Source organism: Pseudomonas sp. KU43P (assembly GCF_033095865.1).
GTDB lineage: Bacteria > Pseudomonadota > Gammaproteobacteria > Pseudomonadales > Pseudomonadaceae > Aquipseudomonas.
The window spans coordinates 3,297,397-3,310,892 of record NZ_AP019365.1; the positions used below are offsets into that span (position 1 = coordinate 3,297,397).

Here is a 13,496-nt window from a genome sequence, read left to right on the forward strand (position 1 = left end):
ACACTGCCGGAGAAGATCATGACCAAAGCCGAGTTTCCCGTTTCCCAAGCGCTGGCAACCCCCGCACTGGGCGAACCCTACCTGCTGACCCCTGGGCCGCTGACCACGTCCAGGGCCACCAAGGAAGCCATGCTCCGCGACTGGGGCTCATGGGACAAAGCGTTCAACCAGGTGACTGCGCAAGTGCGCAACAGCCTGCTGGCCATGGCGGGTGTCACCGATGACAGCTTCGCCTGCGTACCGCTGCAAGGCAGTGGCAGCTACTCGGTAGAAGCAGCGCTGGCCACCGCCATCCCCCGTGACGGCAAGGCGCTGGTGCTGATGAACGGGGCTTACGGTCAACGCGCCACCAAGACCCTGGAATACCTCGGCCGCGCGTTCATCACCCTGGACAAAGGCGACTACCTGCCGCCGCAACCCGACGAAGTGGATGCCCTGCTCAAGGCCAACCCCGACGTCACCAACGTGTTTCTGGTTCACTGCGAAACCAGCTCGGGCATCCTCAACCCGCTGCGGGAAATCGCCGACGTGGTCAAAGCCCATGGCAAGAGCCTGATCATCGATGCGATGAGCTCCTTCGGCGCGGTACCGCTGACCGTTCAGGACATTCCGTTCGACGTAGTGGTGTCTTCCGCCAACAAATGCATCGAGGGCATTCCGGGGTTCGGCTTCGTCATCATTCGACGCAGTGTTCTGGAGGCCGCCAAAGGCCGCGCCAACTCCCTGAGCCTCGACCTGTATGAACAATGGGTCTACATGGAGAAGACCGGCCAGTGGCGGTTCACACCTCCGACCCACAGCGTGGTGGCCTTCCACAAGGCGCTGGAGCAGCATGACGCCGAAGGTGGCGTGCATGGGCGGCTGGCGCGTTATACCCGCAACCGCGACGTGCTGGTGGCCGGCATGCGCGAGCTGGGCTTCAAGACACTGCTCGAAGACCGCTGGCTGTCGCCGATCATCACCACGTTCTTCAGCCCTGAACATCCGAACTTCGAGTTCAAGCGTTTCTACGATGAACTGAAGTCGCGCAACTTCATCATCTACCCCGGCAAACTGACCGTCGCTGAAAGTTTCCGCATCGGCTGCATCGGCCAAATCGACGAATACGTCGTCCACCAGTTGCTGCGCGCCATCGCCGACAGCCTGGTGGCGATGAATGTCGACATGCAGCACGCCACTGCCTGATCACACCGTTCAAAGGCCCTTGTCGAATCGAGCTGGGGGGCGAGTGGATCGCCCCCTTGGGCAAGGGCCTTTTTTCAACCATGGAGCCGCTGACGGGTGCCAGCCACGCGTCAGCGACCGCACCTCTTGAAAATTGGTCTGTTGCCCACGTGCGGGCAGCAGCTGGCGGGGTGCGCATGGATGCATTGTTCAGTCTCGAAAACAACAACAAAACCAATGACTTTGCGCTGTCTGGCACCCACTACGGGATCAGAACACCATGAACAATAATGCAAGTCCTCTCGCAACTGGCTGGAAATCGCTGCAACGTTGGCGCGTGCAGGTTTTTCTCATTACCTGGGTGGCCTACGCCGCCTTCTACTTCACTCGCAAGGCGTTTTCCGTCGCTAAACTAGGCATTGGCGAAGACCCGGATTTCGTACTTGAAAAGGCCATGATGGCCAACCTTGATGCCCTGTACCTGACGGCCTACGCCGTGGGCCAGTTTCTCTGGGGCAACTTCTCCGACCGCTTCGGCCCCAGGGTCGTGGTATTAAGCGGGCTGGTCATCTCTGCGGTAGCAGCCGTGCTCATGGGCACCTACGCCACCCTGCCGATCTTCGCCTCCTGCATGCTGATCCAGGGCCTTGCCCAGTCCACGGGCTGGTCGGGGCTGTGCAAGAACGTGGGCAGTTTCTTCAGCACCAGTGAACGTGGCCGGGTACTGGGCTACTGGAGCACTTCCTACGCGTTCGGCGGGCTGGTGGCGACACCGTTCGCGGGGTGGTGGGCGTACGACGCCTACCACGATTGGCGCATCGCGTTCTTCAGCAGCGCCGCCGTCGTGCTGGTGGTCGCCGTCCTGTTCTTCCTCCTGCAGCGCAACCGCCCGGAAGACGTGGGGCTGCCCCCCGTCGAGATCGAGCTTGAACCCGTCAGCAAGGCAGCGGTGCCGCGCGAAAGCATGTGGGCCGGCCTGCGCACGGTGATGAAGAACCGCACCGTGCTGTTCCTGGGCCTTGCCTACTTCATGCTCAAGCCCGCCCGCTACGCCATCCTGCTGTGGGGGCCGGTGATCATCTATGAGCGGATGCCAGAGATTGGCAAGGTGGCGTCGGCCATCGTACCGACCTCGTTCGAACTGGCCGGGTTGGTCGGGCCCATTCTCATCGGCATTGCCTCGGACAAGTACTTCGGCGCCCGTCGCATTCCCGCCTGCGTCCTCAGCCTGGTGGTGCTGACGGTCTGCCTGGCCCTGTTCGTGCCGGCCATGCAGAGCGGCAGCCTGTATGTAGTGGTGGGCCTGCTGTTCATGATGGGCCTGACGCTGTATGGGCCAGATTCGATGATCAGCGGTTCGGCAGCCATCGACTTCGGCAGCAAGGACGGCGCAGCGTCCGCCGCCGGCTTCGTCAACGGCTGTGGTTCGGTGGGTGCGGTGCTCGGCGGCCTGCTACCGGGCTATTTCGACACCATCACGGTATTCGTTGTGTTCACGGGGGCCGCACTGCTGGCCGCCTCAATGCTGATCCCGTTCTGGAACAGCCGCCCCAAGACGGTGGAAAACACCGAAGTGGCTTCGACGCCACTGCAGCCTGCCGCGCTCGGCACCAATTCCTGACATCGACCTGTCCTTGAAACACTCACTGGAGCAACGTCCATGAATTATGAAACGCCATCAAAACTGCAAGCCGTCGTCCTCGACTGGGCCGGCACCGTCGTCGATTTCGGCTCTTTCGCGCCGACGCAGATTTTTGTCGAAGCCTTCGCCGAGTTCGGCGTCAAGGTTTCGCTGGAGGAAGCCCGTGGCCCGATGGGCATGGGCAAGTGGGACCACATCCGCACCCTTTGCGACATTCCTGAAATTGCCGAACGCTATCACAAGGTATTTGGCCGCACGCCTACCGATGATGATGTGACGGCGCTGTACAACCGCTTCATGCCCTTGCAGATCGAAAAGATCGCCGTCCATTCCGCGCTGATACCGGGCGCACTGGAAACCATCGCCGACGTGCGCCGCAGGGGCATGAAGGTCGGTTCCTGCTCCGGCTACCCGAAAGTGGTGATGGACAAGGTGGTGGAGCTCGCCAAACAGAACGGCTACGTCGCCGACCATGTAGTGGCTACGGACGAGACGCCCAATGGGCGCCCCTGGCCTTCGCAGGCACTGGCCAACGTCATCGCCCTGGGCATCGATGATGTCGCGGCCTGCGTGAAGGTGGACGACACCTGGCCAGGCATCCTCGAAGGCCGCAAGGCGGGCATGTGGACGGTTGCCCTGACCTGTTCGGGCAACGCGTTGGGGCTGCCTTATCAGCTCTACAAGGCACTGCCATCGGACAAGCTGGCCGAAGAGCGTGCGCGCATCGTCAAGATGTTCGAGCCGTCTCGCCCGCACTACCTGATCGACACCATCGTCGACCTGCCGGCGGTGATCGAGGACATCAACCAGCGCCTGGCTCGCGGAGAAACGCCGCAAGCTTGCTGACTGCCCCTGGGCGGGGCCCGCTGGCCCTGCCCTTGCCAAAATGACCACAAGGAAAATCATCATGCGTTATGCACATCCCGGCACGGAAGGCGCCAAGGTCAACTTCAAGAGCCGCTACGGCAACTACATCGGTGGAGAGTTCGTAGCTCCGGTCAAGGGGCAGTACTTCGAAAACACCTCCCCGGTGAATGGCAAACTGATCGCAGAATTCCCCCGCTCCACTGCCGAAGACATCGACAAGGCCCTCGACGCCGCCCACGCCGCCGCCGACGCCTGGGGCCGCACGTCCGTCCAGGACCGCTCCAACGTGCTGCTGAAGATCGCCGACCGCATCGAGCAGAACCTCGAGGTCCTGGCCATCACCGAAACCTGGGACAACGGCAAGCCAATCCGCGAAACCCTCAACGCCGACATCCCGCTGGCCGTCGACCACTTCCGCTACTTCGCCGGCTGCATCCGCGCCCAGGAAGGCGGCGCCGCCGAGATCAACGAAAACACCGTGGCCTACCACATCCATGAGCCGCTGGGCGTGGTCGGGCAAATCATCCCGTGGAACTTCCCGATCCTGATGGCCGCCTGGAAGCTCGCCCCGGCCCTGGCCGCGGGCAACTGCGTGGTGCTCAAGCCAGCCGAGCAGACCCCGCTGGGCATCACCGTGCTGGTCGAGCTGATCGGCGACCTGCTGCCGCCGGGCGTGCTCAACGTGGTACAAGGCTATGGCCGCGAAGCGGGCGAAGCCCTGGCCACCAGCAAGCGCATCGCCAAGATCGCCTTCACCGGCTCCACCCCGGTGGGCTCGCACATCATGAAGTGCGCCGCCGAGAACATCATCCCGTCCACCGTCGAGCTGGGCGGCAAGTCGCCGAACGTGTACTTCGAAGACATCATGCAGGCCGAGCCGAGCTTCATCGACAAGGCCGCCGAAGGCATGGTGCTGGCGTTCTTCAACCAGGGCGAAGTGTGCACCTGCCCGTCGCGTGCCCTGGTGCAGGAGTCGATCTACCCGCAGTTCATGGAAGTGGTGATGAAGAAGGTGCTGCAGATCAAGCGCGGCGACCCGCTGGACACTGACACCATGGTCGGCGCCCAGGCCTCGCAGCAGCAATTCGAGAAGATCCTGTCGTACCTGCAGATCGCCCAGGAAGAAGGCGCCGAGCTGCTGACCGGCGGCAAGGTCGAGAAGCTGGAAGGCTCGCTGGCCACCGGTTACTACATTCAGCCGACCCTGCTCAAAGGCAACAACAGAATGCGCGTGTTCCAGGAAGAAATCTTCGGCCCGGTGGTCAGCGTCACCACCTTCAAGGACGAAGCCGAAGCCCTGGCGATCGCCAACGACACCGAGTTCGGCCTCGGCGCCGGTGTGTGGACCCGCGACATCAACCGCGCCTACCGCATGGGCCGCGGCATCAAGGCTGGCCGCGTGTGGACCAACTGCTACCACCTGTACCCGGCGCATGCCGCGTTCGGTGGCTACAAGAAGTCCGGCGTCGGCCGTGAAACCCACAAGATGATGCTCGACCACTACCAGCAGACCAAGAACCTGCTGGTGAGCTACGACATCAATCCGCTGGGCTTCTTCTAAACCGGGCCGGCCTGGGGCTGCCTTGCAGCCCATCGCCGGCAAGCCGGCGCCTGCAGGGAACAGGTGGGGGTCGGCACTTTCTCAATCGGCGGAACCTTCAATGAAAATCCGTTACAAGGTAAGCCTTGTGGCTGCCTGTGTGCTGTGCGTTACAACCAGCCTGTTGACCCTGACCCAAGTCAGCCAGGTGCGTACCCTGCTGCGCGACCAGGTACAGGCGAGCATCTTCGAGACCAGCAATGCCGTGGCGCGCCAGATCGAGAACTGGCTGAATGGCAAGCTGCACCTGATGGACCTGGCTGCCCAGGCGATCGATAGCCAGTACAGCCCGCAAACCACCCAGCGCATCTTCGACGCGCCCTTGCTTAAGGACGAGTTCAAGCTGGTGTTCGGCGCCCTCCAAGCGGATGGCAAACCCATCAAGAACAGCGCACCGTGGAACCCGAAAACTGACTATGACGGCCGAACCCGCCCTTGGTATGCAACCGGCAAGGCCGCAGGCCAGGCAGTTCTGACCGAGCCCTACAAGGACTCCACCAGCGGCGAGATCCTGATTTCGGCGGTCGCCCAAATCAGCGATGCAGGCCGCCCGCTGGGCGTGTTCGGCGGTGACATCCGCCTGACCACGGTGGCCGAGGCCATCAATACCCTGGACTTCGGCGGCGCCGGTTATGCGTTCCTGCTGAACAGCAACGGTGCCATCATTTCCCACCCGAACGCCGAGCTCAACGGCAAGCCCTACAGCGAACTGTTCGGCGGCAGCACCCCACCCCTCGACGGCCAGCTCCAGGACATCACTCGCAACGGCAAGCCCCTGCTGGTGTCGTTCATCCCGCTCACGGGCCTCAAGGGCTTGGACTGGTACATCGGCGTGGTGCTGGAGCAGGACATCGTCATGGCCGCCGCCCATACCCTGACCTGGCGAGCGGTCATCGGCACCGCCCTGGGCGTGTTGCTGAGCCTGCTGGTGCTGGGCCTGATGGTCCGCCGCCTGCTCTGGCCGATGGACCGCCTCAAGCAGTCGCTTGAAGACATCAACCGCGGCGAAGGCGACCTGACCCGCCAGCTGCAGGTGTCGGGCAACGACGAAGTGGCCCTGGTTTCCCGGGAGTTCAACCACCTGCTGGCCAACCTCAAGACGCTCATCAGCGATGTAAAAGGCCGCTCGCAACAGGTACGCGAAAGCACCACCGCGACCTCCAGCGCAGCCGACCAAGCCGCCGGCCGGGTGCAGCTGCAATTGCAGGAACTCGACCAGCTGGCCACAGCCATGGCCGAGATGGCCGCGACTGCCGAAGACGTGGCGCGCAACGCCCAGGCGGCGGCCGAGGCAGCGCTGGTGGCCACCGAGCAGACCACTGGCGGGGTCGCGCTGGTGTCTCGCTCCACCGGGGCGATCAAGCGCCTGGCCAACGAAATGAACGACACCGGCCAGGCCATCAACGAGCTGTCCGCCCTCAGCCAGCGCATCGAATCGATCGTGGCGGTGATCACCAGTATTGCCGACCAGACCAACCTGCTCGCACTCAACGCCGCCATCGAGGCGGCCCGTGCCGGCGAGTCGGGCCGCGGCTTCGCGGTGGTAGCCGATGAGGTGCGCTCGCTGGCCTCGCGCACGCAGCAGTCCACCCAGGAAATCCGCGAAATGATCGAGCAGTTGCAAAGCGGCGTGAAGCACGCCCAGGGGCGCATGCAGCAAAGCCGTGAAACCGCCAGCAGGACCGCCGAGGACGCCGTTGCCGCCAATCAGACCCTCGACCGTATCCGCGAGGCGATCCAGCGCATCAACGACATGAACCTGCAGATTGCCGCCGCCGCTGAACAGCAGAGCGTCACCAGCGAAGAAATCAACCGCAACACCACCACGATCCGCGACATCAGCCTGGCGGTTTCCGGCAGTGCGGACAAACAGGTCGCGCAGTGCTCAGTGATGGTCGAACACGTCGGCCAGCAGGATCGACTGCTCAGCCGTTTCAAGATCTGAGGCGCACTCCGTGACAGCACAAAACAACAACTCTTGCACCGAGGTAACACAGATGAGTGCGGCTCCACTGTATCCCGTTCGTCCCGAGGTTGCGGCCACTACCCTGACCGACGAGGCCACCTACAAGGCCATGTACCAGCAATCGGTGATCAACCCGGACGGCTTCTGGCGCGAGCAGGCCCAGCGCCTCGACTGGATCAAGCCATTCACCAAGGTCAAGCAGACCTCGTTCGACGACCACCATGTCGACATCAAGTGGTTCGCCGACGGCACCCTGAACGTGTCCTCCAACTGCCTGGACCGCCACCTCGAAACCCGCGGCGACCAGCTGGCCATCATCTGGGAAGGCGACGACCCTTGCGAACACCGCAACATCACCTACCGCGAACTGCACGAGCAGGTCTGCAAGTTCGCCAACGCCCTGCGCGGCCAGGATGTGCACCGCGGTGACGTCGTCACCATCTACATGCCGATGATCCCCGAAGCCGTGGTGGCCATGCTGGCCTGCGCCCGCATCGGCGCGATCCACTCCGTGGTGTTCGGTGGCTTCTCGCCGGAAGCCCTGGCCGGGCGGATCATCGACTGCAAGTCGAAAGTCGTCATCACCGCCGACGAAGGCGTGCGCGGTGGCCGTCGTACCCCGCTCAAGGCCAACGTCGACCTGGCGCTGACCAACCCTGAAACCAGCAGCGTGCAGAAGATCATCGTGTGCAAGCGCACCGGTGGCGACATCGCCTGGCACCAGCACCGTGACATCTGGTACGAAGACCTGATGAAAGTTGCCTCCAGCCACTGCGCGCCGAAAGAGATGGGCGCCGAGGAAGCGCTGTTCATCCTGTATACCTCCGGCTCCACCGGCAAGCCCAAGGGCGTGCTGCACACCACCGGCGGCTACCTGGTGTACGCCGCGCTCACCCACGAGCGCGTGTTCGACTACCGCCCGGGCGAAGTCTACTGGTGCACCGCCGACGTCGGCTGGGTCACCGGCCACAGCTACATCGTCTACGGCCCGCTGGCCAACGGCGCGACCACCCTGCTGTTCGAAGGCGTACCGAACTACCCGGACATCACCCGTGTGTCGAAGATCGTCGACAAGCACAAGGTCAACATCCTCTACACCGCCCCCACCGCCATCCGCGCGATGATGGCCGAGGGCGAGGCCGCCGTGGCCGGGGCCGACGGCTCCAGCCTGCGCCTGCTGGGCTCGGTGGGCGAGCCGATCAACCCCGAAGCCTGGAACTGGTACTACAAGACCGTGGGCAAGGAACGCTGCCCGATCGTCGACACCTGGTGGCAGACCGAGACCGGTGGCGTGCTGATCAGCCCGCTGCCGGGCGCCACGGCGCTCAAGCCAGGCTCGGCGACCCGCCCGTTCTTCGGCGTGGTGCCGGCGCTGGTGGACAACCTGGGCAACCTGATCGAGGGCGCCGCCGAAGGCAACCTGGTGATCCTCGATTCGTGGCCAGGCCAGTCGCGTTCGCTGTACGGCGACCATGACCGCTTCGTCGACACCTACTTCAAGACCTTCCGTGGCATGTACTTCACCGGCGACGGCGCACGCCGCGACGAGGATGGCTACTACTGGATCACCGGCCGTGTGGACGATGTGCTGAACGTGTCCGGGCACCGCATGGGTACCGCCGAGATCGAAAGCGCCATGGTCGCCCACAGCAAGGTGGCCGAGGCCGCAGTGGTGGGCGTGCCGCACGACATCAAGGGGCAAGGCATCTACGTGTACGTCACCCTCAATGCCGGCGAGGAGCCGAGCGAGCAGCTGCGCCTGGAGCTGAAGAACTGGGTGCGCAAGGAGATCGGGCCGATCGCGTCGCCGGATGTGATCCAGTGGGCGCCGGGGCTGCCGAAAACGCGCTCGGGCAAGATCATGCGGCGGATCCTGCGCAAGATTGCCACGGGTGAATACGATGCGCTGGGGGATATCTCGACCCTGGCCGACCCGGGTGTGGTGCAGCACCTGATCGATACCCATAAGGCGATGAGCCTGGCGACTGCTTGATGGTGCGGGGGCCGCTTTGCGGCCCCATCGCCGGCAAGCCCTCTCCCACACTGCGCGATCCCTGTGGGAGCTGGCTTGCCAGCCATGGGGCCCACCCCCTATTCAGCGGCGTGATCAACGCGGCAACGGATACAACGCCTCATCGAACTGCTCCAGCCGCGGAAAGCTCATCGGCAGATCATCCGACAACTGCTCCAGCCGCTGCTGATAGCTGCGCAGAAATTCCTTGCGCGCCTCGTCATTGATATACGGCACATGCCACGCCACGAACGGCTCCAGTACCTCGAACCCGACATACGCCAAAGTCCCACGCAGAATCGGCCGCAGCATGTCCTCCAGCGGCCCATGGATCGCCCCTTCGCCAAACATGTGCTCACGCCCACCAAGGGTCACGGTCACCAGCGCACGCTTGCCGGCCAGCCCGCCCTGGTCGTAGAAGCGCTTGCCGCCATAGCACACGCCCGACACCAGCACCCGGTCGATCCAGCCCTTGAGCATCGCCGGCGCCGAGAACCAGAAGATCGGGAAGTTCAGCACCAGCAGGTCGGCCCACAACAGCTTGTCCAGTTCCTGCTTGATATCTGGCGCGATGGACCCGCTCTTCACCCCCAGCCGCTGTTCCAGCGCGTACACCAGGTAGTCCGGGTTCTCCCGGTGGCTGAAGTCATCGGCACTGGCCACCGGGTTCCAGCCCATGGCGTACAGGTCGCTGACCTGCACCTCATGGCCCTGGGCACGGAAGGTTTCCGCCGCCTGGTCACGTAGCGCGGCAGTGAAGGATTGGGGCTCGGGGTGGGCGTGAACGATCAGGACTTTCATGGGCAATCCTCAAACAGTTGCCAAAGGGGAAGTAGGGTTGCGGGCCGCCAGCAGACGGTCGAGCCAGTCTGGGTCCATTTCCGGCTCGCAGGAGAACAGCAACCCGGTGTAGTCACGGAACGGCGGCCGGAAAATCGCTTCGCGGCTGCCGTGGTCGACCACTCGCCCGCGCTGCATAACCAGCACCTCGTCGGCAATGGCGCGCACCGTGGCCACATCATGGGTGATGAACAAGTAGGCCACGTTCAGCTCGCGCTGGATGCGGTCGAGCAGTTTCAGCACGCCTTCGGCCACCAGCTGGTCGAGCGCCGAGGTCACTTCGTCGCAGATGATCAGTTGCGGCTCGGCGGCCAGCGCGCGGGCAATACAGATGCGCTGCTTCTGCCCACCGGACAGCTCGCGCGGCAGGCGGTCCATGTACTTGGCCGGCTCCAGGTCGATCATCCGCAGCAACTCGGCGACCCGCTCGCGCAGCGCCTTGCCCTTGAGGCCCAGGTAGAAGCTCAAGGGCCGGCCAATGATGTCGACGATGCGCTGGCGGGGGTTGAGCGCCGTGTCGGGGATCTGGTAGATCATCTGGATGCGCCGCAGTTGTTCCTTGCTGCGCTGGCGATAGTCCGCCGGCAGCGGCTCGCCGTCATACAGCACTTGGCCAGAGCTGGGCTGCAGCAGGCCGCTGATCAAGCGTGCCGTGGTGCTCTTGCCGCTGCCCGACTCGCCGATCACCGCCAGGGTCTGGCCGCGATACAGCTTCAGCGAAACGTCGTGCAGCACAGGCTGGTGGCCATAGCTGGCATTGGCATTGCGCACTTCGAGCAAGGGTTGTTCATGGCCAGGGCAGGCCTTGGGCGAGGTATGGAAATTGCGCACCGCCCACAGCGACTGGGTGTAGGCCTGCTGCGGCGCGCTGAGCATGGTGCGTGTCTGCGCCTCCTCCACCAGGCTGCCGTGGCGCAGCACCATGATGCGGTCGGCCATCTGCGCCACCACCGCCAGGTCATGGCTGATGTAGAGTGCGGCGCTGCCGAAGGTCTTCACTGCATCGCGGATCGCCGCGAGCACTTCGATCTGGGTGGTGACGTCCAGCGCCGTGGTCGGTTCGTCGAAGATGATCAGGTCGGGGTGGCAGGCCATCGCCATCGCCGTCATCACCCGCTGCAACTGGCCGCCGGACAACTGGTGCGGGTAGCGCTGGCCGATGTGCTCGGGGTCTGGCAGGCGCAGGATGCGGTACAGCTCCACGGCCTCGGCTTGGGCCTTGGCGCGGTCGATGCCGCCGTTGATCACTGCCGTTTCCACGTGCTGGTCGATCAGCCGGTGGGCCGGGTTGAACGAGGCTGCGGCGCTCTGCGCGACATAGGCAATGCGCAGGCCGCGCAGCTTGCGCAGGGTTTGGGCGCTGGCTTCAAGCAGCTGGATGCCGTCGAAGCACACACTGCCCCCGGTGATCCGGCAACCGTCGCGCACATAACCCATGGACGCCAGACCCAGGGTCGACTTGCCGGCCCCGGACTCACCGATCAGCCCCAGCACTTCGCCGCGCTTGAGCGTAAGGTCAATGCCCTTGATCAGCGGGTGCCAGGCATTCTCGTAGTGGCCTTCGATGCGCAGGCCACGGATTTCCAGCAAGGTATCGTTGCTCATGCTCAGCACTCCTTCAGGCCACTGGACAGGTGCAGCACCCAGTCGACGACGAAGTTCACGCTCACCGTGATCAACGCCACCGCCAGGGCCGGAAGTAGCGGGCTGATGTCACCGAAGGTGATCAGCACCGCGTTGTCGCGCACCATGCTGCCCCAGTCGGCAGTCGGCGGCTGGATGCCCAGGCCGAGGAACGACAAGGCGCTGATGAACAGGAAGACGAAGCAGAAACGTAGGCCAAACTCGGCGATCAGCGGCGCGGCGGCGTTGGGCAGCACTTCGCGGCTGACCAGCCACCACAGCCCTTCGCCACGCAGCCGCGCCGCCTCGACGAAGTCCTGCACCACCACGTTCATCGCCACTGCCCGCGACAGGCGGAACACCCGCGTGGCATCGAGCAGCGCGATCACCAGCACCAGCGAGGTGGCGGTGGTGCCGACCACGCTGAGGATCAGCAAGGCAAAGATCAGTTGCGGAATGGCCATCAGGATATCCACGACCCGCGACAGGCCCTGGTCGATCCAGCCGCCCTTGATCGCCGCCACCAGCCCGCACAAGCCGCCCAGCAGAAACGCCAGGCTGGTGGTCAGGAAGGCGATGCCCAGGGTGTTGCGGGCGCCATACAGCAGGCGGCTGAACATGTCGCGGCCAAGGTTGTCGGTGCCCAGCAGGAACTCCGGGCTCCACGGCGCGAAGCCCTCGCCCACCACCTGGGTTTCGCCGTAGGGCGCCAGCAGCGGTGCAAACAGCGCCACCACGATGTAGGCAACAATCACCAGCAAGCCGAACTTGGCGCTCAAGGGCGCGCGCAGCAGAGGTGTGATCAGCTTCATGGTCTACCCCTTCGGATGCATCAGGCGTGGGTTGCTGGCGATCGACAGCACGTCGGCGCCGGTATTGAGCAGGATGTAGGTGCCGGCAAAGATCAGGCTGCAGGCCTGCACCACCGGGATGTCGCGCTTGGCTACCGAGTCCACCAGCAACTGGCCCAGGCCCGGGTAGACGAACACCACCTCCACCACCACCACGCCCACCACCAGGTACGCAAGGTTCAGCGCCACCACGTTGACGATCGGCGCCAGAGCATTGGGCAAGGCGTGCTTGAAGATGATCCGCGAAGGTGACATGCCCTTGAGCCGGGCCATCTCGATGTAGGGGCTGGCCAGCAGGTTGATCAGCGACGCGCGAGTCATGCGCATCATCTGCGCGATCACCACCAGGCTCAGGGTCGCCACCGGCAGCACCGAGACTTCCAGTACCTCGCCCAGCGACGCATCCGTCGACAGGCTGGAAATGCCCGGCAGCCATTCGAGTTTCACCGCGAAGACCAGGATCAGGACGTAGGCGACGAAGAACTCGGGGAACGACACGGCGCTCAGCGCACCGGTGTTCAGCAGCCGGTCGAACCAGCTGTTGCGGTACAGCGCCGCGAGCATGCCCAGCAGCAGCGCGGTCGGCACCGAAAACAGCGCTGCCAGCAGGGCCAGGCTAAAGGTGTTGCCCAGGCGCGCACCGACCAGTTCGGCGATCGGCCGCTGGTTGGCCAGGGACACGCCCAGGTCGCCGTGCAGCAGGCGCCCCGCCCATTGCACGAAGCGCTGCAGCGCCGGCAGGTCGAGCCCGAGCTGGGCGCGGAACGCCGCCAGGGTTTCTGGGGTGGCCGACTGGCCGAGCATGGCCTGGGCGATGTCACCCGGCAGCATGCCCACGGCCAGGAAGATCACCACCGAGACCGCAAACAGCGACAACAGGCCCAGGGCCAGCCGCTGCACAAGCAGTTTGCCAAGATTGTTCACCGTCACAC

11 protein-coding genes and 1 pseudogene are annotated in these 13,496 nt (G+C 64.1%); 8 read left to right on the forward strand and 4 right to left on the reverse strand.

Annotated features, from left to right (window positions below; all coding sequences use genetic code 11):
* Window positions 1-18: 18 nt before the first annotated feature.
* The 8 genes and pseudogenes from KU43P_RS14955 to acs all read left to right on the forward strand — a co-directional run bounded on the left by KU43P_RS14955 (window position 19) and on the right by acs (window position 9,232).
* Window positions 19-1,185: a 2-aminoethylphosphonate--pyruvate transaminase gene (locus KU43P_RS14955; RefSeq protein ID WP_317658142.1), complete on the forward strand. Its 1,167-nt coding sequence runs from the start codon at window positions 19-21 to the stop codon at window positions 1,183-1,185.
* Window positions 1,186-1,241: 56 nt separating this feature from the next.
* Window positions 1,242-1,448: a hypothetical protein gene (locus KU43P_RS14960; protein WP_317658143.1), complete on the forward strand. Its 207-nt coding sequence runs from the start codon at window positions 1,242-1,244 to the stop codon at window positions 1,446-1,448.
* The gene (locus KU43P_RS14965; protein ID WP_317658144.1) at window positions 1,445-2,785 is read left to right on the forward strand and encodes an MFS transporter; all 1,341 of its coding nucleotides are present in this window, start codon (window positions 1,445-1,447) and stop codon (window positions 2,783-2,785) included. Before KU43P_RS14960 ends, KU43P_RS14965 begins: the two co-directional genes overlap by 4 nt.
* Window positions 2,786-2,824: 39 nt before the next feature.
* On the forward strand, window positions 2,825-3,652 hold the full coding sequence (gene phnX / locus KU43P_RS14970; RefSeq protein ID WP_317658145.1) for a phosphonoacetaldehyde hydrolase: 828 nt from the start codon (window positions 2,825-2,827) through the stop codon (window positions 3,650-3,652).
* 61 nt (window positions 3,653-3,713) lie between these two features.
* Window positions 3,714-5,234 (forward strand): aldehyde dehydrogenase family protein, encoded by a 1,521-nt coding sequence (locus KU43P_RS14975; protein ID WP_317658146.1) that lies wholly within the window; start codon window positions 3,714-3,716, stop codon window positions 5,232-5,234.
* Between the two features lie 100 nt (window positions 5,235-5,334).
* Window positions 5,335-6,360, forward strand: a pseudogene (locus KU43P_RS27070) (cache domain-containing protein); the annotation flags it as partial.
* A 102-nt stretch (window positions 6,361-6,462) separates the two neighbouring features.
* Complete coding sequence (locus KU43P_RS27075; protein WP_411567257.1) at window positions 6,463-7,218, forward strand: methyl-accepting chemotaxis protein; 756 nt, start codon at window positions 6,463-6,465, stop codon at window positions 7,216-7,218.
* A gap of 52 nt (window positions 7,219-7,270) precedes the next feature.
* Window positions 7,271-9,232, forward strand: a complete 1,962-nt coding sequence (gene acs / locus KU43P_RS14985) for an acetate--CoA ligase (RefSeq protein ID WP_317658148.1) — start codon at window positions 7,271-7,273, stop codon at window positions 9,230-9,232.
* A gap of 114 nt (window positions 9,233-9,346) precedes the next feature.
* On the opposite strand, the gene KU43P_RS14990 is transcribed toward acs, so the two are convergent.
* From KU43P_RS14990 to KU43P_RS15005, 4 genes are read right to left on the reverse strand one after another with little or no spacing between them, the layout of a single operon-like run.
* Entirely contained in the window at window positions 9,347-10,051 is a 705-nt protein-coding gene (locus KU43P_RS14990) for an NAD(P)H-dependent oxidoreductase (RefSeq protein WP_317658149.1), read from the reverse strand.
* 9 nt (window positions 10,052-10,060) lie between these two features.
* Window positions 10,061-11,695 carry an ABC transporter ATP-binding protein gene (locus tag KU43P_RS14995; RefSeq protein WP_317658150.1) on the reverse strand — a complete coding sequence of 545 codons (1,635 nt, stop codon included), beginning with the start codon at window positions 11,693-11,695 and terminating at the stop codon, window positions 10,061-10,063.
* A 2-nt stretch (window positions 11,696-11,697) separates the two neighbouring features.
* Window positions 11,698-12,525: an ABC transporter permease gene (locus tag KU43P_RS15000; protein ID WP_317658151.1), complete on the reverse strand. Its 828-nt coding sequence runs from the start codon at window positions 12,523-12,525 to the stop codon at window positions 11,698-11,700.
* A gap of 3 nt (window positions 12,526-12,528) precedes the next feature.
* Window positions 12,529-13,488 carry an ABC transporter permease gene (locus tag KU43P_RS15005; protein ID WP_317658152.1) on the reverse strand — a complete coding sequence of 320 codons (960 nt, stop codon included), beginning with the start codon at window positions 13,486-13,488 and terminating at the stop codon, window positions 12,529-12,531.
* Window positions 13,489-13,496: the final 8 nt, after the last annotated feature.